Below are 24,786 nucleotides of genomic sequence, written 5' to 3' on the forward strand. Positions count from 1 at the left end.
GTGCCCCGCATTTGGTTTGGCCCCCTTTGCGGCGGGGCCGCGCAAGCAGAACGACACCGGCTTTACCCTTCACGATGAAATCCGAAGACGAAATCTTTCTGCATGCGCTCGACCTGCCCCCGGCGGAGCGGACGGCCTACCTCGATGAAGCGTGCGCCGATTCACCGGCACTGCGGCAGCGCATCGAACGCCTGCTCACGGCGAGCGAAAGCACGGCCGGGCTCATCGACCGGGGGCTGGATGAAGTGCGTGCGGCCGCGGCGGCGGAGGGCGAGGCGGGGCCGGGCGACGTGATTGGTGGTTACACCCTGGTGCGGCGTTTGGGCGATGGCGGTTGCGGGGTGGTGTGGCTGGCCGAGCAAACTCAACCCATGCGCCGGCAGGTGGCGTTGAAAGTCATCCGGCTGGGCATGGACACGACGGAAGTCATTCGCCGCTTTGAAGCCGAGCGGCAGGCGCTGGCGTTGATGGATCACGCCGATATCGCGCGGGTGTTTGATGCAGGCACGACGCCCACCGGGCGGCCGTTTTTCGTGATGGAGTTCGTGGATGGTCGGCCGATCACGACCTATTGCGATGAGCACCGGCTGAGCGTGGCGGAGCGTTTGAGTCTCTTTTGCCGCGTCTGCGACGCGATCCAGCATGCGCATCACAAGGGCATCATTCACCGCGACGTAAAACCGTCCAACGTGCTCGTGGCGCCGCCGGCGGGTGGGAGCGGTGCGCCGGTGCTCAAGGTCATCGATTTCGGCATCGCGAAGGCGATCGAGCAGCGCCTGACGGATACGACTCTGGTCACGCAGATCGGTCAGTTCATGGGCACGCCGGCCTACATGAGCCCGGAGCAACTCGATCAGGCCGGCAGCGACGTCGATACCCGCACCGATGTCTACAGTCTGGGGGTGTTGCTTTATGAAATGTTGGCCGGGGCGCCGCCCTTTGAGCCGAAGGCGTTGATGGCTGCGGGGCTGGAAGCGATGTGGAAACAGATCCGCGAGATCGATCCGCCGCGGCCGTCGACGCGCCTGCAAACATTGTCGCCGGAGCAGCTGCAGACCACCGCCACCAGTCGGGTGATGGATCCGGTCAAGTTGGTGCATCGTATCACGGGCGACTTGGACTGGATCGTGATGCGCTGTCTGGAAAAGCAACGCACTCGACGCTACGCCACGCCGGCGGGTTTGGCGGCGGACATCGGCCGTTATCTGGCCAACGAACCGATCGAGGCGCGACCGGCGGGTGCGGGCTACCGGTTCGCAAAATTGGTGCGGCGCAACCGTTTGGTGTTTGGCGCGGCGGCGGCGGTGAGCGTGGCGGCGTTGACCGGCACGGCGGTCAGCACCTGGCAGGCGGTTCGCGCGAATCGCGCCGAAGTCGCGGCGCGCGCGGCCGAAGCGACGGCGCGTGAAGAGGCGGCCATTGCCGGCGCGGTGCGCGATTTTTTGCAGACGGATCTGTTGCGGCAGGCCGATCCCAATTGGCAGGCCGACAGTCTGGAGACGGTCGATCCCGACCTGAAGGTGCGCGACGCGCTGGAGCGGGCGGCGGCGCAGGTGGGTGAACGTTTTGCCGCGCAACCCCTGCTTGAGGCGGAGGTTCGGCAAAGCATCGGCGAGGCGTATCAGGGCTTGGGGCTCACCGCCGAAGCGGCGGTGCAGTTGGAACGGGCGCTGGAATTGCGGCGGACGCACCTCGGTCACCAACATGTGGATACGCTGCGCACGCAGCGGGATCTCGGTCGCGCCTGGATGGACATCAATCGCGCGGCCGACGCGGTGACTTTGTTGCGTGAGTTGGGCGAGCTGGTGACGCCGGAGATGCCGGCTGCGCTGCGCATCGATGCCCAGACGGGTCTGGGTTTGGCGCTGCAAAAGACGGGCGATTTTGTCGCCGCCGAGCCGCTGCTGGTGGCGGCCTTGGCCGACTGGGAAGCGTTGGCGGGGCCCGAGGATCCACGGACGTTGATGGCGGTGCGCAACCTCGGGGCGCTCTACCATGAGCAGGGCCGTTTGGCGGAGGCCGAGCAGATGCAGCGGCGGGCCTTGGCGGTGTATCGTCGCGACCTGGGCATCGAGCATCCGGCCACCCTCGCGATGCTCAACAACGTGGCCACGGTGACGAAGGACCGGGGCGATGTGGCCGCGGCGGTGGGGTTGTTGGAGGAGATGCTGGAGGGTTACCGGCGCGTGCTGGGCGCCGAGCACCAGGACACGATCGTGGCGATGATCAATCTCGCCGGTGCCTACCACGACCAGAGCCGGCTGGAGGATGCGTTGGCGCTGGAGACGGAGGCGCTGGACATCGCGCGGCGCGTGCTGGGCGGCGACCATCAACTCTCGCTCACGCTGATGAACAACATGGCGAGTCAGCTCAACCGTCTGGGGCGGGTCGATGAGTCCATCGCCATGCGGGAGCAGATGCAGGAGGGCTTGGAGAAGGCCTTCGGGCCCGATCATCCCAATACGATGATGGCGATGGCCAATTTGGGTTCGGACTACACGCGGGCGGGTCGTCTGGCTGAGGCGGGGCCGGTGTTGCGCGAGTCGTCTCGCCGACTGAACGCGAAGCTGGGCGAGGAGCATCCGGCCGCCATTTCGGTGCTGGCGCTGGTGGCGATGAACACCCTGCAGGAAGGGAATCTGCCCGAGGCGCTGACCTTGTGGCAGCACGTGCGCGACCTGCGTCTGCGCACGGCTGGTCCTTCTCATCGTCAGACCTTCATCGCGACCGAACGGCTGAGTCAGACGCTGCTGAGCATGGAGCGTGCGGCCGAGGCAGAACCTCTGTTGCAAGAACTGGTGGCGGCGCGGGCGGAAGCGGAGCCGGGCAAGGGCGCGACCTTCGTGTCGCAGGCGATGTTGGGGGACGCGCTGTTGCGGATGGAGCGGGCGGTCGAGGCGGAACCGTGGTTACTTTCTGGATACGAAGGGCTGTCGGCGTTGGCCGCGCCGGTGCCGCCGGAATTTGGGCGCACGCGTCGCGAGGTGATGCAGAACCTCGTGCGGTGCTATGCCGCGTTGGGGCGGCCCGAAGAAGCGGCCGTTTGGCAGGCGCGGTTGGACGCCGAGCCGGTCAGCCCCTGATGGTGTAGTGGTGTGTTCCCGTCGCGGCGACGGCGGGAGCGTCGGGCAAGTGCAGGGTGGCGGTGATTCCGGCCGGGACGTTGAGTTCGCCGCGGATGGTGTCGCCGTCGCGTTGCCATTGGCTGCGGATGGGGCCGTGGGGCGTGGGCACGGTGACGTCGACGCCGTCGCCGTGGAAAGTCGGGGTGATGTCGACCTCGCGCCACGCCGGGGCGGTTTGGCGGACGCCGCCGAGGATCTGCATGAGATGAAAGAGCGGATGGGCGGACCACGCGTGGGAGAAACTGAACTCGCCGCGCGGTGGATCGAAGGTCTCCCAAGTGGAGCCGTGCTCGGCCATCGCGGCCCAGCGCTGGCGAATGTCATCGACGACGGCAGCGCCGTGGCCGCGCTGGCCGAGTTCGCTGTAAACGTAGGTGAGCCAATAGGCCGAGGGTTGCACGACGTCGGGCGTGCCGCCGGACGCGGCGGGCAGGAGGCGTTGAGCGAGCATCACGGCGGTGTGTTCCGGCGCGAGGCCGGTGATGAGCGCGAGGGTTTGAGCGTGGACGGAGGTGGTGGTGAGGGCGGAGCCGTCGGGGGCGAAACCATCGGTGAGCAGGCCGTCGGTGTTGAGCCGCGCGCGCAGGGCTGCACGCAGGGCGGTGGCCCAGTCGCGGCAGGTTTGGGCGGCGGCAGCATCGGCGGTGGCTTCGTGCAGGGCGGTGAGGCGATCGAGGGTGTGCAGCAGCCAGAGCGAATACACGACGGGTTGGCCGTTTTTCGGTAGGTCGGCCCAATCGAGGAACAGCCAGTGGCGTTCGTCGTAGCGCAGCAGGCCGGTCGTCGGATCGGTCCACGTGCGGAAGTAGTGGAGCGCACGATCGATGGCGGGACGTTGTTCGCGGAAAAGGTCGAGGTCGCCGGTCTGCCAATAGTGGTCCCAGATCGTCAGGATCCAGATCAGGGTGAAGTCCGGCAGGATGCAGTGGTGGGCGATGGTGGGTGCGTGGCCGTAGGTGACGCCGTCGGGGGTGGTCTGGCTGGCGATGAGGCGAATACCGTGGGCGAGCAGGCGAGGGTCGCCGTCGAGGTGAAACGTGTTCCAAGCCTGCACGCGGGCGTCGCCCCACCATTGCGCCTGTTCGCGGCTGGGGGTGTCGACGTAGGTATCCATGCTGCAGATACGCTGGGTCCAGGCGCAGGCCTGCCAGATGGCTTCGAGGGTCGGCTCGGTGGGGCAGGCGAAGGACCCGTGCGCGGCGAGCGGGTAGAGGGTGGAGCGCAGTTGGAAACGGAGCTCGATCGGGGCGAGGTTGTCGCGCACGACCAGCACGACGTAGCGTGCGCCGTAGGGATGGTAGAAGGCGTGGTGGTTGCTGCCGGGGCGGCAGGTCAGGCGATGGGCAAAAGTGAGGCGACCGTGGGAGTCGGGTTTGAAGTCGGGCGTGATCGAGGAGTCGGTCGCGGTGCAGGTTTCGAAGTGGTGCACCTCGATGATTTCGCCGCCGGCGGCGCCGGTGAGTTCGAGGACGGCGGCGCCGAGGTGGGGTTTGCCGAGATCGATGAGCACGCTGCGCCAATGGCCGGCGGGAGAGGGCGCGAAGGTGAGGCGGTCGGGGGAGGCGTCGGTGGGTTGGTGGGCCAGGCCCTCACGGTGGCGTAGGTGACCGAGCTGACGTTCGGTCGCGTAGTCGGGGGCGGCTGGACCGGTGGCGGTGCCGATCACGTGATGAAAGGTGGCGATGGGCTCCTCCAGCCGAGCGGTGCCGCGGGGGCGCAGGTGATGCCAGGGCGGGGCGTTCCACGGCACGGACATGATGCGCACGGGCGGCCAGACTGAGTCGTCGAATTCGGGCGTCATCCAGTCGGGGGCCTCGACGCGCAGGTCGATGTGCTCCTGGCGAAAGAGCTGCAGGCTGGCGGTGACGGTGTCGCGGCGCACGCCGGACTGGCGGCGGCAGCGCCAGTGTTCGCCGGTGGCGATCTGCACCTCGCCCCAATCGGCGGCGACGAGCAGGCCGGCGTAGTCCTCGCAGTGGTATTGGTAGTTGCCGGTGCCGGGGTGGTGGGCGCGCACGGCGATCGCGTTGCGGCCGGGACGCAGCCAGGAGGCGACATCGATTTCATCGCAGGGCCAGTCGGATTGAAAACCGCGTCCGGGGCCGCGGCCGACGTATTGGCCGTTTACATACAGTTGGTAGGACTGATCGGCGGTGATGAAAAGGGGGGCGGACGACGGGGGCGTCGGCAGGTCGAAGGCGTGGCGGAACAGCGCGTAGCAATTGACCAGGTCCCAGTGCAGGCTCTCGGGCCAGATCCAGCGGGCGCGGGTGAGGCAAGGGGCCAGAGGCGAGGGCGAGGGCGGAGGCGTGACGGAGGGGCGGCGGTCGGCGGCGGTCATGGAGGCAGACGGCCACCGTGGGGGCGGGGGGGAGGCGCTGCCAACCCGTTTCGAGCAACAGGACGTTTCTGAAAAAGAGTTAAGGGGGGAGAGTGGACCAATACTCTCCCCCCTTCGGGTCTCCTATCCTATTTTTGCTGCCTGCAAAAAGTCGGTGAATGATGGGGCGGCGACCGAGGATGCGAACTCGGCCGCCGCCGGTATTCATGCGCTTGCTAGCGAGCGCACAAAGGGTTGTTCGAGCGAGGCGCTCACATCGCGGCGAAGTAGGTGCTGCGGATTTCCTTGGCGGAGAGTTCGATCTCCTCGCCGGTCTGCGGCTCGATGAAAATGCGACCGCGCTCGGTGACGGCTTGGACGAGGGCATGGCGGGTGCCGGTGCTGTCGCGGACATACCAGATGGAGCCGATGGCGATGGCCTCCGCGTTCACGCTGGAGTGGAAGTTGGAGCGGTAGTAATCGGCCTGGGCGAGCGAGCGGTAGAGGTCGGTGAAGCGGTTGCAGTCGAACTTGCGGTCCCACTTGGTGATGCCGAGGCGGTTGAGCTCGCTGCGGAAGCGCTTGTTGAACTGGGCGAGCCAGGCGCTGTTGACTTGGGCGTAGCTGTTGTCGCCGAGGACGATCTTGCGATCGAAGGCCCGCAGGTCGTCGGAGGTCAGGACCCGACCGGTGACGGTTTGCGTGGCGGAGATAGTCCTGTTCACAGACGCCGCCGGAGGCGCGATCGTGTTACAGCCCGTGGTGCCAAGCGCGATGAGTCCCATCGTGGCAGCGACAAGAGCGCGCAGGCCAGTGGCGGCGCGGAACAGGGGTTTAAAGTGGAGGGGTCGCATCAATTTCATGGCATCCACCTTAGCGAGCGACCCGGTTTTAAGGTATCGGGCGGCACCTTCATTCTGCAGCCCTTAGATCGGACGGCCTCGGGTAAAACGCGGTCGACGGGCGCGTGGATTTGGCGGGCTGATACGCCCCCGAAAAGAAGGGGGTTTCAGAGGTAAAACGCCGTTTTTCGCGGGGCTGAAATCCGTAGGGGGAATTCCCGGGGCGAAAATGGTAACGCCCTTTTGGGCGCAAAAAAAACGCGGCGAAGGCGCCACGTTTTTTGCGAAAGAAAAGAGGGTGTTTTCGGGGGCTGTTACCGCTGCTCGAGCGGTTTCACCTTTTCCATCTGGTAAAGCAGACTCACGAGGGCCTGATGCACGAGGCGCTCGCCGGCACCAAACTCGAGGAAGGTGCCCCAGGTCGCACCGTAGCCGCCTTGGCAGGCGGCGTGCATGGTGGGGATGTAGCCGGAGGAGCCGTAGGCGTTGGCCATGACCCAAGTGGAGGCGGCCGGGCTGCGCTCACGGAGGTCCATGCCGAGCTCGACGAAGAGTTCGCCGGGGATGGTCACGATGGCGTGGCGCTGGCCGAGGAGGAAGGTGGCGAGTTCGACCTCATGGGACTTTTCGCCGTGCGGACCGTCGCGGCGCAGGCCGAGCGGCAGGGTGTAGGAATCGTAGGCGAGGGTGGCGTCGGCGGAGAGATCGGCCGGCTCGAGGGAGGCGTGGGTGCGGACCACTTCGGCGGCGACGCGCGAGGCGACCTCCTCAATTTTGGCAAAGGTTTCGGCCGGGGTGGCGTAGCGGAACATGTCGGCCTCGTAGGGGTTGATGTCGCCGGCGGCGCCGAGGAGGAAGATGCAATGGCCGCCGAGCTCGGCCTCGACCTTGCGGGCCATCGCGCCGGGCCAATCGGCCGAGATGATGAGCTCCTCGAAGTTCATGCTGATGACCGGATGCACGGCGTAGTTGACCAGCGTGGCGATGGGTTGGCCGTCGGCGGCACGGCGGATGGAGAGCACGCCGAGGGTGTCGTCGACCGGGTGCGAGGGGATGTGGTCCTTGTTGTTCCACATCATCTCGACGGTGCCGTCGGGTTGCACGATGCGGCGGTTGTAGCCCTCGTTGAGCTCGCCATTGGCGTGGCCGACAATGGCGGGTTCGAGGGCGGCGATGGCGTCGGCGGCGGCCTGCAGGGTGAGTGAAACGAGGCGCTCGTGTTGGCCGTCGGTGGGGCGGCCCGAGCCGTGAGTGTGGGTCACGGCGCAGAGGGTTTGGGTGATGCCGTGATCGCGCTCGAGGCCGGCGCGAATGTCATCGAAGACGGCGGGGTTGACGGCGATGAGGTCGAGCGAAACGAGCGCGACGCGGGCGTCGGCCTGTTCAAACACCACCACGTTGGCGGTGAGCGGATCGTGGATGTTTTCGACCACGACCTCCTTGCCGCCCATGGCGATGGCGCGGTCGATACCGGCGCGCGGGGTGATGTCGGCGCGGCCCACGCCGACGCGCAGCGATGAGGATGTGGTGGCGGAGGCAGCGGAGAGGGTGGCCGCCAAGAAGACGGCGCACAGCGAGAGCAGAAGGGGGCGTTTCATGATCCGGGGGTAAGGCGGCGATCATGCAACGACCCTCCGGGGGCCGGCCAGCGCGAACACGGGGAGGCGTAGTGACCGTTCAGGGCGCGGTGTAGAACTCGATTTCAAAGACGCCGAATTCGCCGTCGCCCACGCCCTCTTCGCCGGTGGTGGCGTTGCCTTGATCGACGAGCTCGGTGAGTTCGCCGAAGGCCTCGCGGGCTTCACTGCCGGAGAGCGGGGTAAGGGTGACGGTTTGGCCGTGCACCGCAGCGGTGAGATCGAGGGTGATGTAGCCGAGGCTGCGTGCGGTGGCGCCGCGCCAGACTTCCTGACCATCGACGGTGATGCTGAGCGGGTAGCTGCGGGCGCGGAAACCGGCGACCTTCATCACGATCTGGGTGAGCGTGGCGGGGTCCGCGAGTTGGAAGGTAAGCGGCTCGCGGCTGGACCAGGCAGTGGTCTCGTCGTCGTCGATGGCCAAGCCCGGGTCGCCGGCGCCGGTCGAGGTGACCTGGGCGACGGGCACGGCGACGCGGGAGACGGTGTAGGCCGGGCCGGAGGGCGTGGGGCCGCGGTCGAGTTGACTGGCGAGGTGGTCGCTGGCGAAGTCGCGACTCCAGCCGTCGGTGACGGGCACGGCGTGGGAAGTGAGCTCAACCTTGGCGGGGGAGAGGCCCTCGGCGGTGGCGGTGAGCACGATGGGGCCGGGCGTGGTGGTGGAGCGGACGAGCACGCGGTTGACGCCGCCTTCGACGGGGAGGGTGGTGGCGAGGATGTAGTTGTCGGGACCCTGGGCGATGCCGCCGCGCCATTCAGCGGGGCCGTCGAGGGTGAAGCTGATGTCGTTGAGGGCGGTGGGGCAGCGGCGGCCGGCGGCGTCGACCACCTCGATCTGGGCGAGAACGACATCGGCGCCGTCGGCGCGGAGTCCGCCGGGGCCGGTGCGGGTGGTGAGTTTGAGGGCGGCGGGTGGACCGGCGGTGACGTGGCGGGCTTCGCAGACGGGCTCGCCCATGGCGTCGTAGCCGACGGCGCGCAGGGTGCCGGGCTCCCAGGCCACGGCGGGGAAGGTGAAGCGGAAGCGGTCGTGTTGTTCACCGAAGCCGAGGGAACGGTCGTTGAGGAAGAGTTCCACGCGGTCGGCGCTGGAGATGACGTGGACGGGTTTTGTGACGTCGGGCGCGTAGTTCCAGTGGCCGAGGATGTGGGCGGAGGGTTGGGCGATGTCGACCCAGCCGTCCCACATCACCTGGTGGGTGAAAAAGCCGTCCTTGGGGATGCGCATGGGATCGACCTCGCCGCTGCGGCGGTAGTTCTCGGCGCCGCGGTGGTGGGTGTTGGTGTCGGAGAAAATGATGTTGAGGGCGCCGGCGTTGACGCGGGTGCCGGTGCCGGGGCGTTCGCGCCAGAACTCGACCCAGCGGGTCACGTTTTCGATGGCGTGGGAGTCCTGGTTGCGGTTGTAGGAACGGGCGGGGAAGCCTTTGTAGAGCGGGCCGTCTCCATCTTTATGATACGGCGGGGAGAATTCGTCCCAGTATTTCCGCAGGCCCTCGTCGCGGGAGTATTCGTTTTGGAAGAGCGGTTGGTCGGCGCTCTTGTTGACGTAGAGCATCTCGCCGCCCCATTCGGCGAGGTCGCTGCCGAGCATTTCGCGGGAGCCCATGGCGCGGCCGCCGTGGGGGTCGTAGAAGTCGCGCAAGCGGACGAGTTCGCGCATGTGTTCCTCGTCGATGCCCTTGTTGCCGCCCTCGTAGAAGACGACGCTGGGGCTGTTGCGGTTGTAGATGATGGCGTCGCGCATGAGTTCGACGCGGGCGGCCCAGGTGCGGCCTTGGGCGTCGTTTTCGGCGTCGCCGGCGGGCATGAGCTGCATGAGGCCAACGCGGTCGGCGGATTCGACGTCCTGCTTCCACGGGGTGACATGCATCCAGCGCACGGTGTTGGCTCCGCTGGTGACCATGAGGCCGTTGCTGTAGTCGCTGAGCCAGGGCGGCACGGAGAGGCCGAGGGCGGGCCACTCGTTGGAGGTGCGCTGGGCATAGCCCTTGAGGTGGATGGGGCGGTCGTTGAGGCGGAGCATGCCGTCGGCGAACTCCGTTTTGCGGAAGCCGGTGCGGGTCTGCACGGAGTCGACAACTTCGCCGTCGATTTTGAGGGTGGTGGTGACGGTGTAGAGGTAGCCGTAGCCCCAGCTCCAGAATTTGAGGCCATCGACGCGGGCGGAGGCGCGAGCGAAGACGCGGCCGCGGGGCGGGGCGGTGAACTCGCCGCCGGAGAAGTGTTTCACGACCTGGCCGTCGGCGTCGGCGATGGTGACCTCGTAGGTAAAGGGGCGATGCTCGCGGGGTTCGAAACGGACCTCGGACTCGGCGTGGATGGTGGCGCTGCCGGCGGCGATATCGAAGTCGGTGGCGTAGATATAGACGCCGAGGCCGCCGAGGTGGGAGTAGAGCGGGAGCGTCTGGTAGAGCTGGCCGGTGAGGTGCAGCTTCACGTTCTTGGGGATGCCGCCGTAGTTGGCGTTGAAGTTGCGGTCGGCCCACTGGAAGCGGTTGCCCGAGAGGGCTTCGCGCACGTCCCAAGCGTTGTTGGTGCGCACGGCGAGCACATTGACGGCGGGGGCAGGTTTGACGAGACGGGTGAGATCGAAACCGAAGGCCATGACGCCGTTTTCGTGGCGACCCACGCGCTCGCCGTTGAGCCAGACCTCGCCGGTGTGGCGGATGCCCTCAAACTCGATGAACACCTTGCCGGCCGGATCGCGGGGCGGGAGCACGAAGTGTTTGCGATACCACGCGATGCCGGTCGAGTGATCGCGGATGTCCTGGCGAAAGGCGTCGTCCTCGTTCCAGGCGTGGGGCAGGGTGACGGCTGCCCACGCGGAGTCGTCGAAGTCCGGGGCGGCGGCATCGGCAGGATCGCCCACGAACAGGTGCCAGTCGGGGTTAAAATTGAGGGTCTCGCGGTGGGGCGGTGCGGCGGTCAACCACGAGCAGGCAACGCAGACGACGAGCGCGAGCGCGCTCAGAGGGCGGAGTTTAAGGGGCATCCCACCACGTTGCAGCAATGGCGAGGCGGTGGTCCACCGGATCCGCGGGAGGACAGTTTGACGGCGGGACCCTGGGGGGTGCGGGTCAGGCCGCGAGGCAGTTCACCGCCATCTCGCGCAGGACGTCCTCCTGCTCGTTGGGGCGGCGGATGATTTCCTCGAAGGCGGTGATGAAGGCCTGCTGGTTGTCGATGAGGCGGCGGGTGGAGGGCAACTGGCCGCTGCGGGCGAGTTTGCCGACATACCAAGCGTTCTGGGTGAAGAGGTTGTATCCGCTTTTGCCTGACACGCCGGTGAAGTGGTGGCCGTAGGTGGACTCGGCGCTCTTGAGGCCGTCGAGACCGCGGGCGCCGAGGCGGGCGTCACCGGCGTCGACGAGGGCCCGCACCTGCAGGAGGATGCGGTTGCGGTTTTGCAGGGCGCTGATGATGGGGCGGGCGTCGCCGCCGTTGAAGAAATGGCGATGGAGCGCGGCGAGGGTCCACTTGATGTCGCCGCTGAAGAAGGCCTCGGCGGCTTCGAAGAAATCTCCCTCGGCCACGTTGGGGGTGAGTTCGGCGACGAGTTCCTCGGTGATGGTGGCCCCTTCGTCGATGGCGGTGGCGAGCTTGCGGGTTTCCTCGATGAGCAGGCGGGTGTTGGCGCCGATCTTGGTGAGGAGCAGCTCGATGGCGCCGGGATCGAAGGACGTTTCGAGCTTCTGGGCTTCGGCCAGCACGATGCTGGCGAGGGCGGAGGCATCGCCGTCGCCGCCGATGAGGGCGAAGTCGGCGGTCTTTTCGCACCACTTGGGGAAGGCACGGCGGCGGTCGACCGGAGCGGCGGTGATGAGCACGGCGACGTTGGCGGGGTCGTTGGCCTCGAGCAGGCGCTGGATCTCCTCGACCTGTTTGAGGGTGCTCTCGGCGCGACCGGTGACGGAGTCGGCGAGGAAATTGACGTCTTTGAACCAGACGAGGCGGCGGCCGCCGAACATGGAGATGGTCTGCAGGGCCTCGCGGAACTGGTTCACGGCGGTCTCAACCTCGGCGACGTTGTTGGCGAAGCCGCTGATGGTTTCGCGGGAAAACTCGTCGTCGATCTCCTTGGCGAGCTCGTCGTAACGCTCACGGCCGAGGCGGCCGACGAGGAAATCGTCGGGACCACAGACAAAAATGAACGGTTTGGGATCGGCCATCGGAAGGAAAACGGAGCGGGAAAGGGGATAGGAGAAGGAGCGCGGGGATGACGAGAACGGAATGGGGGGCGGGATGCGGGATACGGGATACGGGATGCGGGATATGGGATGCGGGGATACGGGATGGGGTGGGGGGCTCGGATTACAGAGAATTCATGTTTCGTTCACCTTGCGCTCATTTGTGGGGCGTAGGCTGGGCGCCGATTTGATGAAAACTCCGGCTTGGTTCTCCCGCTGCATCACCCATCGCTTCGGCGGTTTGGTGCTTTTTGTGATCCTCTTTGTCGCGGTGGCGACGTTCACCCGCATTGGGCTGCTGCTGCACGAGATGTGGGCGGTGGACTGGAATGCCTCGCTCTTGGCCAGTTTCGCCTGGGGGCTGGTCTTCGACGTGGGCGCGGCGCTGCTCTTCTCGCTGCCGGGTTGGCTGGTGCTGACCCTCTTGCCGAAGCGTTTCTTCGAGCGACGCTGGGCCCGGGCGCTGGGGCACCTCGCGCTCATGGGCGGGCTGGCGGTGCTGCTGTTCACGGCGGTGTCGGAGCGGGTGTTCTGGGATGAGTTCAGCGTGCGCTTCAACTTCATCGCGGTGGATTACCTCGTCTACACGACCGAGGTGCTGGCCAACATCAATGAGTCCTACCCGATGCCGGCCATCTTCGCGGGGCTGGCGATCGCGACCGTGGGGCTCTACCTGCTCTTCGTGCGCACGGGCTGGGTGGACCAGTGGCTGGAGCATGCCGCCGACGGTTGGCAAAAGCGTTACGCGGCGGGCGCCGCGTGGCTGGCGCTGACGGTGCTGGCGGGTTGGGGGCTCAACCAGGGGCAGCTGCCGTCCTACCAGAACAACTACAACCGCGAGCTGGCCAAGGACGGCGTATGGTCGCTCTTCGCGGCCTTCCGCAACAACGAACTGGCCTACGACGAATTCTACGCGACCTTGCCGCTGGACGAAGCCTTTGCCGAAGCGCGCAAGGAAGTCGCTTTTGACGGCAGTCGTTTCCTCACCGACAATCCGCGCGACCTGTTGCGCTGGATCGACAACCCGGGGGAGGAGCAGCGCCTCAATGTGATTCAGATAACGGTGGAGAGTCTCAGCGCGGACTTCCTCGGGGTGTTTAACTCCGAGTCGACGCTCACGCCGGAGCTCGACGCCTTGGCGGAGAAGAGCCTCCTCTTCACCAACTTCTACGCGACCGGCACGCGCACGACGCGCGGCATGGAGGCGCTCTCGCTGAGCCTGCCGCCGACGCCCGGGCGTTCGCTCATCAAACGTCCGCGTAACGACGGGTTGTTCACCCTCGGCTCGGTCTTCCAGAGCCGCGATTACGACACGGCCTTCATCTACGGCGGTTACGGGTATTTCGATAACATGAACGCCTTCTTCAGCGGCAACGGTTACCGCATCGTCGACCGCGGTTCGGTGGGCGATGACGACGTGACCTTTGCCAATGCCTGGGGCGCCTGCGACGGCGATCTCTATCGCTGGACGATGCGCGAAGCCGACGCCGATTACGCGGCGGGCAAACCGTTTCACTACTTCGTCATGACGACGTCGAATCACAGGCCCTACACCTTTCCCGACGGCAAGATCGACCTGCCCTCCAAGGAATCCGGTCGCGCCGGTGCGGTGAAATACACCGACCAGGCCATCGGCGAATTCATCCGCGAAGCGTCGAGCAAACCCTGGTTCAAAAACACCGTGTTTGTCGTCGTGGCCGACCATTGCGCTTCGGTCGCCGGTCGCAGTGAATTGCCGGTGAAGTCGTATCACATTCCGCTCATGGTCTACGCGCCGGGCGGTCAGATTGAGGCGGGCCGGATCGACGATCTCATGAGTCAGGTGGATTATGCGCCGACCCTGTTGGGACTGCTGAATTGGAGCTACGCCTCCCGGTTTTACGGTTGGGACGTGCGCCGCGCGGTGGGTGACCGCCGGGCGTTGGTGGGCAACTACCAAAAGCTGGGCCTCTTCGAAGAAGGTCGCCTCGACATCCTTTCGCCGCGCAGCGAGTGCTCCAGCTACAAGGTGGATCACACCACGCTGGTCCAGACCCGACGAGGCGAACCCTCGCCGGAACCCAACGAAGTGGTGGGTTATTACCAGACGGCCGCCTGGCTGTATCAGAATGATGGTTACAAGGCGCTGACCCCGGCGGAGCAGCGACGCTATGCCGAGCAGGCGAACGCAGCGTCGGGCGACGGGATGGCCGCCAACTACTGATCGCGCCTCAGCGCGAAGACCCCTTGCTGTCATGACCCCACCCCGCCTCCTCCGTCATCGCGGTTGTTATCTGAGTCTGTTGGCGCTGGTGCCGGGATTGGCGCTGGCGGGATCCGGCCCCGATGGCGCGAACGGCGGCGCGGTGGCGGATGAGGAGGTGCAGATCAAAGGCGTGTTCGACACCGAGTTGCCGCGCACGGAGCGCAAACACTACCTGCGGCTCATCGTGCACCCGCATTTCGGTGATTTGCACCGCAAGGACCACCTGCGGGCGCCGGTTGGCGTGCGTTACGGATTGACTGAAAACTGGGAAGTCTCGGCGGCGGTGGAGGGTTACTTCTCCCACGGTCTGGGCGGCATCGATCCCTTTGCCGAAGCGGGCCTGAGTGAGTTGCAGTTTGGCACCAAATACCGGCCGGACTGGACCTTGCTGGCAGGGTGGGAGATGGCGCTCGGTCTGGACTATAGCCACCCGTTGGATCATCCGCCGGTGGAGCTCACGGACGGGCTGGAGCACATGAAGCCCTACGTGACCTTTGCCCGGGACTTTCCGGATTGGCACGGCGTGCGGTGGTTCTGGGGCACCGGCGTGGATTACGTGAGCACCACCTCCGTGGCGGGGCGGCTGGAGAAAAATGAGTTTGGGCAGAGCGCCAACACTTTCACCACGGGCTTCGTTCTGCCGCGCGAGGGCCACGCTTACACCTTTGAAACGACGTGGGCGACCAACGCGCTGATGGGCGACGGAGACCGCAACCTTAACCGGATCACGGCCCGTCCCGGTTTTGTGTTGGAGTTGCCCGATTCCTGGACCTTCGGATCGAAGGGCAACTGGGTGATGGGCGTGGCGACTCCCGTCACGTGGGGGCCCGATGGCTGGGAGTTCGGCCTATCGGTAAAATTCCGCGGCAACTTCGATCTGAAGAAGATGCTGCGACGTTAGCGGAGACTTGATTTTATTATGCCGGACGCGACCCGCTCCTCCTGGAACCTGCAACGCACGCTCTGGCCGGCGCTCGTCGCGCTGGCGGGGGTGATTCTCCTCTTCGAATTCACGAACCTGGACCTGTGGGTGCAGGATCACTTTTTCGACTTCGCCACCGGGCAATGGTGGGTGGACCGACGCGCGCCGTTGCCGAGGGCGTTTTTCTACAACGGGCCGAAGTATGTGATCATTCTGTTGGCCGTGACCTTGCTCACGCTGCTGGTCGGTCCGGCCCGCTGGCGGGCGCGCTGGGGCCTCGAACGCAAACGGATCGGCGCGGTGCTGCTCACGTTGGCGTTGGTGCCGATCCTGATCGGGCAACTCAAGGCGCACACCAACGTGTTTTGTCCCTACGAAATCACCCGCTACGGCGGTGACGTCGCTTATGTGAAAGCCTGGGCGCCGCATCCGCCGGAACTGCAGCCGGAGCGCTGCGGGAGGTGTTATCCGGCCGGGCATGCGAGTGGCGGTTTCGCGCTCTTCGCCTTGGCCGGACTGGGGGCGACTGCCGGTTGGCGACGCTGGGGCATCGGGCTGGGCCTCGGCCTCGGCTGGATGATGGGCGGTTACCAGATGCTCAAAGGCGCGCACTACCTGAGCCACACGCTGGTGACGATGTTGGTGGCGTGGGTCATGTTCCTGCTCATCCAACGCGCGTTTCGTTTGGCGCCAGCGAATGGCGAAAATGAATAAATGTTCACGGCGGGTTCACCTTTGATTCATGCGCCTCGGTTAGGGTGGTCCTGATGAAACGCACCTTTCTTGTCGCCCTGAGTCTTTGGTTGGTCGGTGTCGCGAGCGTCTCGGCCGCGACCAAATCACTGAGCGTCGACCACAAACAGTCCCGTATCGAAGTGGATGTGAAGGCGACCATGGGGTCCTTTGTTGGTCATCTCGCCGATTACGATGCGACCATCGCAGTCGACGAAAGCGGCTCCGCGGTGAAATCGGCCGTCATCGCCTTCAAATTTGCCGATGTGAAGACCGGCGAGGACAAGCGCGATCACCACATGCACGACTGGCAGGAGACGGAGAAATATCCGGACGCGCGCTTTGAGTTGGTGAAGCTGGCCCCCGCGGAGGGCGGTGCGTTCGACGCGACGGGCAAACTGACCCTGCACGGCCAGACGCAGGAACTGAGCTTTCCGGTGCAGATCACCACGGAGGGCGACACGCTGGTGATCGACGGTGAAGCCGTCGTGAACACCGAGCGCTTCGGCCTGCCGATCATCCGCAAGTTTCTCGCGCTTAAAGTGAACCCGGATGTGACCGTGCGTTTTCACCTGCAGGGCAAACTTGCCCCGGCGGCGGACTGATCCGCGCCCTGACCCTCTCCTTGCCGAAACCCACCCTCAACCCTGTCCCAAACCATGGTTGCTCCTGTCCTGTCTCTGCCCTCTGCCGATCCCATCGTAGTCGCCATGCGTGAACACACGCCGGCGGGCGCGATGACCGAGCCGCGTCTCGCGGCTGCGCTGGATCAGGCGATTGGCAATCCCGGTAAACTTGTCCGCGCCCGCCTCGTTCACGCCGCCGCCATGACCCATGGCCTCGACGAGGACCTGGCGCTGCAACTGGCCTGCGCGGTCGAGTTCTACCACATCGCCTCCCTGCTGCTCGACGACCTGCCCTGCATGGACGACGCGCAGGAGCGGCGCGGTCTGCCGTGTGTCCATCTCGTCCATGGCGAGTCCACCACGGTGTTGGCGTCGCTGGCTCTCATCAATCGCGCCTATGCGCTGGCCGGTTTTGCCCTGGCCGGGCAACCGATGCAGGTGCGTCTCGCGGCCATGGGTTGTCTCGATGCCTGTCTCGGCGTGCCGGGGCTGGTGGGCGGACAGGCCCGCGATCTGGCCTTCGCCGACAGCGACCGCAGTGCCCGCGAAATCGGCCGCATCGCCGCGGCGAAGACGGGCGCGCTCTTCTGGCTCGCGATCTATTTTCCGGCGCTGCTGGCGCAGCCCGATGCCGAGGAAGGCCGCCGCCTCAAGGCGCTGTGCCTTTATTGGGGCCTCGCGTTCCAGGCCATCGATGACCTGGGCGACGTGGGCGTGGCCGGAGCGGCCGATGCGTTGGGCAAGACGGCGGGGCGCGACGAAGCACTCACCCGGCCCAATCTCGCGCACGTGCTCGGCGTGCCCGCGACCGTGCGTCGTATCACCCGTCTGATCGGCCAGGCCGACCGGGCGCTGGAGGAACTGGTCGAGCGTCGCCCGGCGTGGCGCTATCTTGAAACGTTTCACCGCGAATATTTCGTGGCGAACGCCAGCCGCATCGTCCGTTATACGGGGATGGTCAAGGTCCCGGCTCCGCAGGCCGTGGCGGTCTGATCTTCCCCTTTCATGCGCTTCCTGAGTCTTGTATTCGTAAACCTGTTACGCCATCGCCTGCGGGCGCTCATCGGCGTGGCGGGCATCAGTTTCGGCGTCGCCGCGATGCTCACGATCCTCGCGATCGTGACCGGGGCGATCGGCATGTTCCAACGCATCCTGTCGTCGGACAGCCACTACCTGGTGTTTGAGAAAAACGTGTCGGACCTGTTCTTCAGCTCGGTGACGACGGAGCAGGTCGAGGCGATCCGCGCGCGTCCCGAGGTCGAGGCGGCGCACCCGATGCTGTTTGGCATCGTGTCGGCGCCCGATCATCCGGTGATCACCTGCTTTGGCATCGAGGCGAGCGATCCGCGGCTGGCCAAGGGCGACTGGCTCTCCGGCGAGGCGACGGAGTTTGGCCGACACGACGACGAGGTGTATCTCGGCGCGCGGGCGGCGGAGTTTTTGGAGGTGAGTTACGGTGACGAAATCGAAGTCGGTCGTGGCACCTTCAAAGTCGGCGGCGTGTTCAAAAACGAAAACGGTTTCGAAGACGGCGGCGTGTTCATGCCGCTGGCGACGGCACAGGAGTTTTTCCATCGCGGCAGTGCATCGTCGGTCGTGGCGGTGAAGCTGCGCGACAAGGATGAAGGTGATGCCTTCAAGGCCGGACTGGAGACGGCGCATCCGGGCATCATCGCGCTGGAGAACCGCGAGTTCAGCCAGAGTTACAACAGCTTCAAAATCCTCAATTTCACGGCCTGGGCGGTGGGCATCTGCGCCTTCTGTTTGGGCGGGCTCGGCGTGGCCAACACCATGTTGTTGTCGGTCTTTTCCCGCATTCGCGAAATCGCGGTGCTGCGGGTGTGTGGTTTCTCCGACAAGCAGGTCGCGGTGTTGATCTTCGGCGAAGCGTCGATGATCGCGGTGGCGGGCGTGGCGATCGGTTTTGCGATCGGTTTCACGGTGCTGGCGATCATGGAAGCGACGCCGCAGTTCCAAGGTTATGTGCAGGCCACGATCTCGGCGCCCGTGTTGGGTGGCATCGTGGCGACGGCGATCGTGACCGCGGTGGCCGGAGCGATTTATCCCGCGCGATATGCTTCGCGCATCCAACCGGCGGAGGCGTTGCGTTATGAGTGAGAGCCGTGGAGAAGTCATCGCGATGGCGCGCGAGGTGGTGAAGTCCTACGACAAGGGCCGCATCACGGTGCTGCGCGGCGTGAGCCTCGAGGTGCGGGCGGGCGAGCTCGTGTCGTTGTGGGGCGCGTCGGGCTCGGGCAAGAGCACGCTGTTGCATTTGCTGGGCGGACTCGATCTGCCGGACTCGGGCGACCTGAAGGTCTGTGGACTCGATCCGCGGCTGGAGGCCGACCGGCTGGAGCTGCGGCGGCGTCACCTCGGTTATGTGTTTCAGCTGCACAACCTCATCCCCGATCTCACGGTGGAGGAGAACGTGCGGGTGCCGGCCTTGGCGGTGGGGCGTTCGCCCAAAGAAACCGCGGCGCGGGTGCGTCAGCTGGCCGAGGAGGTGGGCATCGCGCATCGGCTCGATCACCGCATCCAGGACCTTTCCGGTGGCGAGCGGCAACGCACGGCGATCTGTCGCGCGCTGTTGAACGCTCCGCGCCTGTTGTTGGCCGACGAACCGACCGGTTCGTTGGACGAGCAGACAGGCGAGACGGTGTTTGGCCTGCTCAAAACCCTGGCCGAACGCGAAAAGATCGCGGTGGTGCTGGCGACGCACGAACGGCGTTTCGCCGAGCAATGTCACCGCATCGTGCGCGTGCGCAACGGGCTGTTGAGCGAAGTCTGAGACGGCGCGGGTGCGTCGAAATCCCAATGGTGAAAATCCCAAATCCCAACGGGGCGGTCGCGCGCGTGGTGCGAGGGCATGCGTTGGGTTGGCTGGTGGCGGCGAACGCGGTCGGCCTGTGGCTGGCGGCGCTGCTGTTGTGGCCGACGCTGGGGGATGTGATCGCGCCGCTGAGTTATGGGCGGTGGATGCCGGTGCACATGAACTGGCAGCTCTACGGCTGGTGTGCGCTGCCGCTGGTGGGGCTGTTGTTCCGCTGGATACTCGTCGCGGAGCATCCCGGCGTGGTGCGGCACGTGCATGTCGCCCTGTGCGCGTGGTCGCTGGCGTTGGGGTTGGGCGGCGTGTCGTGGTTGGGCGGCACGGTGAGCGGGAAACTGTTTTTGGACTGGCATGGCTGGGCGCGACCGGTGTTGGCGCTGGCGATGTTGGTCTTGTGGACCGTGCTGGCGGCGCACCTCTGGTGGGGCTGGCGGAGCGAGGCGGGGTGGCAACGCTGGGCGAAGTTGGCGGTGCTGGGCGGACTCGTGGCCGTGCCGCCGCTCATGTGGTGGGTGGCGGGGCGTGACGTGTATCCGGCGGTGAATCGGGACAGCGGCGGCGCGACCGGCGCGGCGCTGCTGGGGTCGACCCTCGGCATCGTGGGCATCTTCGGCTTCATGCCACGCCTGCTGGGCGTCTCACAACGCGCTGCGAGCAAACAGGATGGGAGCACTTGTCACGTATTACGTGACAAGTGGTGGCGGGGGGGCGAGGGGTGGTTTTGGGGGGCGTATGGGGTTTCGATCGGGGCGTGGCTGGCGATCGAGCGGGGGGATTCGAGTCATCACGACGTCGAGCAGATCGTGGGGCTGGGGGTATTGTTGGCGTGGATACCCTTGTTGATCTGGTGGTGGCGGCGGCAGGCGTGGTGCGCAGGCGCACGGCCGTGGATTCTGGCGGCGCTGGCGTGGTGGGCGCTGCTGGTGTTGACCGGCTGGCTGACCTTTTTGCCGGAACTTTCGGAGCGGTTGAAGTTCACCAACGGGCTGGTGGCGCATGCGCATCTGGCGATGGCGGGGCTGGTGACGAGTGTGAATGCCGCGATTTTGAATCAACTGGATCCGGCGCGACCGCTGCGGCGGGGCTTCGGGCTATGGCAGGGCGGTGCGGCCGTGATGGTGGTGGTGTTGCTGGTGATGGGCTGGTTTGAGCGCGATCACGCGGCGGCCTTTTTCTACGGTGACGCCTGGTGGGTGGACGCCGGCTACGGGGTGAGGTTGGCGGCGGGGGTGGCGATGGCCCTTGCCTCAGTGCAATTGCTCAGAGAGACCACCCGGCGATGATGACTTCCGCTCAAACCCTGCAACGTGCCCGGGTGCTCGCCGTGTTGGCGGGCGCGATGGATTTTGGCACGGGTCTCGGGATGGTGTTTCTGCCGAGCTTCACGTTGAAGCTGATGATGGTGCCGGTGCCGGAGGGCGACGGGCTGCTGTATGCGCGCTTCGTGGGGGCGTTTGTGGGTGCGGTGGGGTTCTCGTATTTGTGGGCGCTGCTGAGCGGGGTGGGAGCGGAGCGCGGGCGGGCGTTGCGGGCGGTGTTGCGCTTTACGATTCCGTTCCGGGTGGCGGCCGGGTCGTTTTGTCTGGCGGCGGTGATCGGTGGGGCGTTGGCGCCGATGTGGCTGAGCGTGACCTTGGCGGACTACGGGCTGGTGGCGTTGCAGACCTGGTTGCTGCGCGGTAGCTGGGAGGAGGGCGCGGTATGAAGTATGTGGCACAAGTGCGGCCCGGTCCGAAGTCGGGCGTGACGGAGTTTACGCCGGAGAAGTCGGCCCTGATCGCGGCGGGGGCGGTGATCGCGGCGACGTATTTCTATTTCCTGATCTATGCGGAGTTCGCGTTGTTGGAGTTGGCCAAACCGGTGGTGGGCGACGAAGCGTGGCGTTTGCGCGGGCTGATGTTTGCGCTGGGGGCGGGTGGCTTGATCGGCAGCATTTGGGCGGCGAAGCGTTTTAATGTGCTGAGTCTGCAGGCGCGGTTGAGCTGGTCGTTGCGCGGCTGTGCGGTGGGCGCGGCGCTGGCGCTGGGGAGTCAGAACTGGGCGCTGTTGCTCGTCTCGGCGTTGGTGAGTGGCGGAGCGCTGGGGGCGCTGACAGTGAACCTGGCGACGAGTCTGCGACCGGTGATCGGGACGAGTAAACTCGGCTGGGTGATCGGCTGGGGCACGGGCCTGGCTTACCTGCTGTGCAACGTGCCGTGGGTGTTTGAAGCGAGTCCGCGGTTGCAGACGATCATGGCGGCGGTGGTGGCGGCTTCGGCTTCGGTGTTTTCCCCGTTTTTGGCGCCACAGGAACCGTCGGTGTCACCGGAACGTGAATACGCGCCCAGCGGTTTGCTGCGTTGGGTGGGCGTGCTGCTGATGCTGGTGTGGCTGGATTCGGCGGCGTTTTTTGTGATTCAGCACGAAGCCGGTTTGAAGGAGCAGACCTGGGTGGGAGCGGCTCAGCTGTGGGGCAATGGCGTGGTGCATCTGGGGCTGGCTTTGCTGGCCGGGCGCTTGCTGGACCGCGGCGTGCGGGTGGCGTTGCCGGTGGTGGCGTTTGCGCTGCTGGCGGCGGGGTGTCTGCTGTTGGGCGATGGCGGCAGCGGACTGGCGGCGTGGTTTTATGCGGCGGGGGTGTCGCTGTATTCGGTGGTGCTGGTATATTATCCGGCGCGCGGTGGCCGGGCGTGGCAGGCGGCGGTGGTGTATGGTCTGGCCGGCTGGGTGGGATCGGCACTGGGCATCGGTATGGCGCAGGATTTGGCGCGGGTGCCGGGGGCGTTTCTGGTGGTCGCCGGGGTGGTGATCGCGGTGATGGTGGGCTGGCGGTGGAAGGCGCTGCGCGCGGCGGCGATGGTGGCGGTGATTGTGGTGGGGATGGGCGTGGTGGGGGCGGAGGTGCGGGCGGAGGTGATCGGGGATAAAGAGAAAGAAGTGGCGGTGGCGTTGGGGCGGGAGGTGTATATCGCGGAGGGGTGCATTCATTGTCATTCGCAGTATTTGCGGCCGAGTGTGCCGGCGGAGCGGGCGGAGGCGGCGGGGCTCACGGTGGAACCGGGCGAGCCGCCGTTGTTTGGGAATCGGCGGCAGGGGCCGGACCTGATGGCGATCGGGCGCCGGCTGCCGAGTGCGGACTGGCACCGGGAGCATTTGCGGGATCCGCGCAAGGTGCGTCCGGGCTCGCGTATGCCGGCTTATGCCTACTTGTTTGCGGAAGGTGATGAACGTGGCCCTGCGTTGGTCGCTTATCTGATGAGCCTGGGCAGCCCTGTTACCCCATGAAAATTTTGGTCGTCGAAGATGAGCGCAAGGTGGGTCAGTTCGTGGCTCAGGCGCTGAGCGAGCAGTCCTACACGAGTCGGTTGGTGGGCACGGCGGCGGCGGCGCGGGATGCGTTGGCGGACTCGCCGTATGACGCGGTGGTGCTCGATCTGGGACTGCCGGATGGTGATGGGCTGGAGCTGTTGCGGGAGTGGCGGATGAGTGGGTTCAACGAGCCGGTGTTGATCCTGAGTGCGCGGGATGCGGTGAGTGATCGGATTCAGGGGCTCAATCTGGGGGCGGACGATTACCTGCCGAAACCGTTCAGTGTGGATGAGCTGGTGGCGCGGGTGCGGTCGTTGTTGCGGCGGCATAGCAGTGCGCCGCGGGCGACGGTGCTGGAGCGCAATGGGGTGCGGATGGATTTGCTGGGGCGCAACGTGACCCTGGAAGGGGCGGCGGTGGAATTCACCAATCGCGAGTATGCTTTGCTGGAGCTGTTCATGCAGAACGCGGGTCGGGTGCTCACGCGCACGCTCATCGCGGAGAAGGTGTGGGAGGCGTCCTACGACATGGAGACCAATTTGATCGACGTGTATGTGCGGCGGCTGCGGCGGAAGCTGGAGCCGGACGGGAGCGCGCCGCGTTTCAAGACGGTGCGCGGGTCGGGGTATCAGATGTTATGATACGCACCTTCACCTTTCGCACGACGCTATGGTTTGCGGGCTTGGTGACGGGCATCCTCGTGGCGGTGCTGGCGGTGGGCGGCTGGTTGCTGAACCGGCAGATGATTGCGGGGTTGGAGTTGTTGCACGAAGTGGAGGCGGAGGAGCTGGGCGAGCTCTTGGGCAGTGATGGCGCGCTGAGTGCGGCGGAGATTCAGGATCGCATCGCGCATGATGCGGACAGCGATGCCGAATTGTTTTTCATCCAAGTGCGGGGGCGCGACGGGGTGGTGCGGTTTCGTTCCGACAATTTGGAGGAGGCCGTGCTGCCGGATTGGTCGCAGCGCGGAGTGCACTGGACGTATCAATTGCCGGGGGTGGGGCCGGTGCGGGTGACCAGTATGACGGAAGGCCCGTGGCACCTGCAGCTCGCGAGTCGCCTGGAGCCCAATCGGCGGGTGTTGAACGACTATTTGCGAGTGGCGGGATTGTTGGTGTTGGGCGGTGCGTTGGTGTCGGTCGGCTTGGGCTGGGGATTCACGCGGGTGACGCTGGCGCCGATCCGTTCGATCGAACGCACGGCGCGACGGATCGGGGCGGACAACTTGAGCGAACGCATTCCGGTGCCGGCGGGGCGGGACGAGTTGGCGGCGCTGTCGCGGTTGTTGAACGAAACCTTTGCGCGCATCGAGGCGGCGTTTGGGCAGGTGCGGCGGTTTACGGCGGATGCCTCGCACGAGCTGAAGACGCCGTTGGCGTTGATCAAGTTGAACGCGGAGAAGCTGCGACCGCATCTGGCCGACGACGAGGAAGGCGAGGCGACGCTGAACAACGTGCTCGAGGAGATCGAGCGGCTGCATCAGATCATCGAGCACCTGTTGTTTCTATCGAAGGCGGAGAGCGGCGTGTTGCGGCTCGAATACGAAGCGCTGCGCATGCCGGATTGGCTGAGGGATTGGGAGGAGGACGCCGGCGTTTTGGCGGAGGATGTCGGCGTGCGTTTTGAGTTGGTGGAGGAGGGGGCGGCGACGGTGCGCGGGGTGCCGAGTTTGTTGCGGCAGTTGCTGTTTAATCTGCTGAGCAACGCGTTGAAATTTAGCGAGGCGGGTGGCCGGGTGACGCTGCGGGTGCAGGTGCGCGGGGGACGTTGCTGGTGGTCGCTGGAAGATGAGGGGCCGGGTCTCCCGGAGGATCAACTGGCGCGCGTATTTGATCGTTTTGCGCGGTATGTGCCGAGTGCCGGCAACGGGCGCGCGGACAGTGACGTAGAGGCGAAACCTGGTCACGGTCTCGGGCTGGCGATCTGCAAGAGCATCGTCGAGCTGCACGGTGGGGTGATCCGCGCGGAGAACCGGCGGGAGCGCAAGGGGCTGCGCGTGGTGGTGGAGCTGCCGGTGGTGGGGTGA

At 65.8% G+C, this 24,786-nt stretch carries 18 protein-coding genes; 13 read left to right on the forward strand and 5 right to left on the reverse strand.

All coding sequences use genetic code 11. The features are described 5' to 3' along the window. Positions 1-74: 74 nt before the first annotated feature. Entirely contained in the window at positions 75-3,083 is a 3,009-nt protein-coding gene (locus K1X11_RS16715) for a serine/threonine-protein kinase (RefSeq protein ID WP_221031381.1), read from the forward strand. Here K1X11_RS16715 and K1X11_RS16720 read toward each other — a convergent pair. The 5 genes from K1X11_RS16720 to holA all read right to left on the reverse strand — a co-directional run bounded on the left by K1X11_RS16720 (position 3,073) and on the right by holA (position 12,096). Continuing rightward, a complete protein-coding gene (locus K1X11_RS16720; RefSeq protein ID WP_221031382.1) occupies positions 3,073-5,466 on the reverse strand; it encodes an alpha-L-rhamnosidase-related protein in 2,394 nt (797 codons plus the stop codon). The two genes, K1X11_RS16715 and K1X11_RS16720, sit on opposite strands and share 11 nt — an antisense overlap. Before the next feature lie 251 nt (positions 5,467-5,717). Beyond that, positions 5,718-6,308, reverse strand: a complete 591-nt coding sequence (locus K1X11_RS16725; RefSeq protein ID WP_221031383.1) for a hypothetical protein — start codon at positions 6,306-6,308, stop codon at positions 5,718-5,720. Between the two features lie 293 nt (positions 6,309-6,601). Next, positions 6,602-7,885 carry a hypothetical protein gene (locus K1X11_RS16730; protein ID WP_221031384.1) on the reverse strand — a complete coding sequence of 428 codons (1,284 nt, stop codon included), beginning with the start codon at positions 7,883-7,885 and terminating at the stop codon, positions 6,602-6,604. A 79-nt stretch (positions 7,886-7,964) separates the two neighbouring features. Further along, the gene (locus K1X11_RS16735) at positions 7,965-10,919 is read right to left on the reverse strand and encodes a glycoside hydrolase family 2 protein (RefSeq protein WP_221031385.1); all 2,955 of its coding nucleotides are present in this window, start codon (positions 10,917-10,919) and stop codon (positions 7,965-7,967) included. Positions 10,920-11,004: 85 nt separating this feature from the next. Continuing rightward, the gene (holA, locus tag K1X11_RS16740; RefSeq protein WP_221031386.1) at positions 11,005-12,096 is read right to left on the reverse strand and encodes a DNA polymerase III subunit delta; all 1,092 of its coding nucleotides are present in this window, start codon (positions 12,094-12,096) and stop codon (positions 11,005-11,007) included. Positions 12,097-12,304: 208 nt separating this feature from the next. On the opposite strand from holA, the gene K1X11_RS16745 reads away from it, so the two are divergent. From K1X11_RS16745 to K1X11_RS16800, 12 genes are read left to right on the forward strand one after another with little or no spacing between them, the layout of a single operon-like run. Beyond that, complete coding sequence (locus K1X11_RS16745; RefSeq protein ID WP_225919468.1) at positions 12,305-14,317, forward strand: LTA synthase family protein; 2,013 nt, start codon at positions 12,305-12,307, stop codon at positions 14,315-14,317. Between the two features lie 31 nt (positions 14,318-14,348). Next, complete coding sequence (locus tag K1X11_RS16750; RefSeq protein WP_221031388.1) at positions 14,349-15,260, forward strand: hypothetical protein; 912 nt, start codon at positions 14,349-14,351, stop codon at positions 15,258-15,260. 18 nt (positions 15,261-15,278) lie between these two features. Then, positions 15,279-15,995 (forward strand): phosphatase PAP2 family protein, encoded by a 717-nt coding sequence (locus tag K1X11_RS16755; protein WP_221031389.1) that lies wholly within the window; start codon positions 15,279-15,281, stop codon positions 15,993-15,995. Between the two features lie 53 nt (positions 15,996-16,048). Beyond that, the gene (locus K1X11_RS16760) at positions 16,049-16,618 is read left to right on the forward strand and encodes a YceI family protein (protein WP_221031390.1); all 570 of its coding nucleotides are present in this window, start codon (positions 16,049-16,051) and stop codon (positions 16,616-16,618) included. A gap of 54 nt (positions 16,619-16,672) precedes the next feature. Next, positions 16,673-17,632: a polyprenyl synthetase family protein gene (locus tag K1X11_RS16765; protein WP_221031391.1), complete on the forward strand. Its 960-nt coding sequence runs from the start codon at positions 16,673-16,675 to the stop codon at positions 17,630-17,632. Between the two features lie 12 nt (positions 17,633-17,644). Further along, positions 17,645-18,757 (forward strand): ABC transporter permease, encoded by a 1,113-nt coding sequence (locus K1X11_RS16770; RefSeq protein ID WP_221031392.1) that lies wholly within the window; start codon positions 17,645-17,647, stop codon positions 18,755-18,757. Next, positions 18,750-19,430 (forward strand): ABC transporter ATP-binding protein, encoded by a 681-nt coding sequence (locus K1X11_RS16775; RefSeq protein ID WP_221031393.1) that lies wholly within the window; start codon positions 18,750-18,752, stop codon positions 19,428-19,430. The genes K1X11_RS16770 and K1X11_RS16775 overlap by 8 nt, the downstream gene beginning before the upstream one ends. 26 nt (positions 19,431-19,456) lie before the next feature. Beyond that, entirely contained in the window at positions 19,457-20,755 is a 1,299-nt protein-coding gene (locus K1X11_RS16780) for a hypothetical protein (protein ID WP_221031394.1), read from the forward strand. Beyond that, positions 20,752-21,177: a hypothetical protein gene (locus K1X11_RS16785; RefSeq protein ID WP_221031395.1), complete on the forward strand. Its 426-nt coding sequence runs from the start codon at positions 20,752-20,754 to the stop codon at positions 21,175-21,177. The genes K1X11_RS16780 and K1X11_RS16785 overlap by 4 nt, the downstream gene beginning before the upstream one ends. Further along, the gene (locus tag K1X11_RS16790) at positions 21,174-22,736 is read left to right on the forward strand and encodes a cbb3-type cytochrome c oxidase subunit II (RefSeq protein ID WP_221031396.1); all 1,563 of its coding nucleotides are present in this window, start codon (positions 21,174-21,176) and stop codon (positions 22,734-22,736) included. The genes K1X11_RS16785 and K1X11_RS16790 overlap by 4 nt, the downstream gene beginning before the upstream one ends. Then, the gene (locus tag K1X11_RS16795; protein ID WP_221031397.1) at positions 22,733-23,401 is read left to right on the forward strand and encodes a response regulator transcription factor; all 669 of its coding nucleotides are present in this window, start codon (positions 22,733-22,735) and stop codon (positions 23,399-23,401) included. The genes K1X11_RS16790 and K1X11_RS16795 overlap by 4 nt, the downstream gene beginning before the upstream one ends. Next, positions 23,398-24,786: a sensor histidine kinase gene (locus tag K1X11_RS16800; RefSeq protein ID WP_221031398.1), complete on the forward strand. Its 1,389-nt coding sequence runs from the start codon at positions 23,398-23,400 to the stop codon at positions 24,784-24,786. The genes K1X11_RS16795 and K1X11_RS16800 overlap by 4 nt, the downstream gene beginning before the upstream one ends.

It is taken from the genome of Actomonas aquatica, assembly GCF_019679435.2.
In the GTDB taxonomy this organism is placed as follows: Bacteria; Verrucomicrobiota; Verrucomicrobiia; order Opitutales; family Opitutaceae; genus Actomonas; species Actomonas aquatica.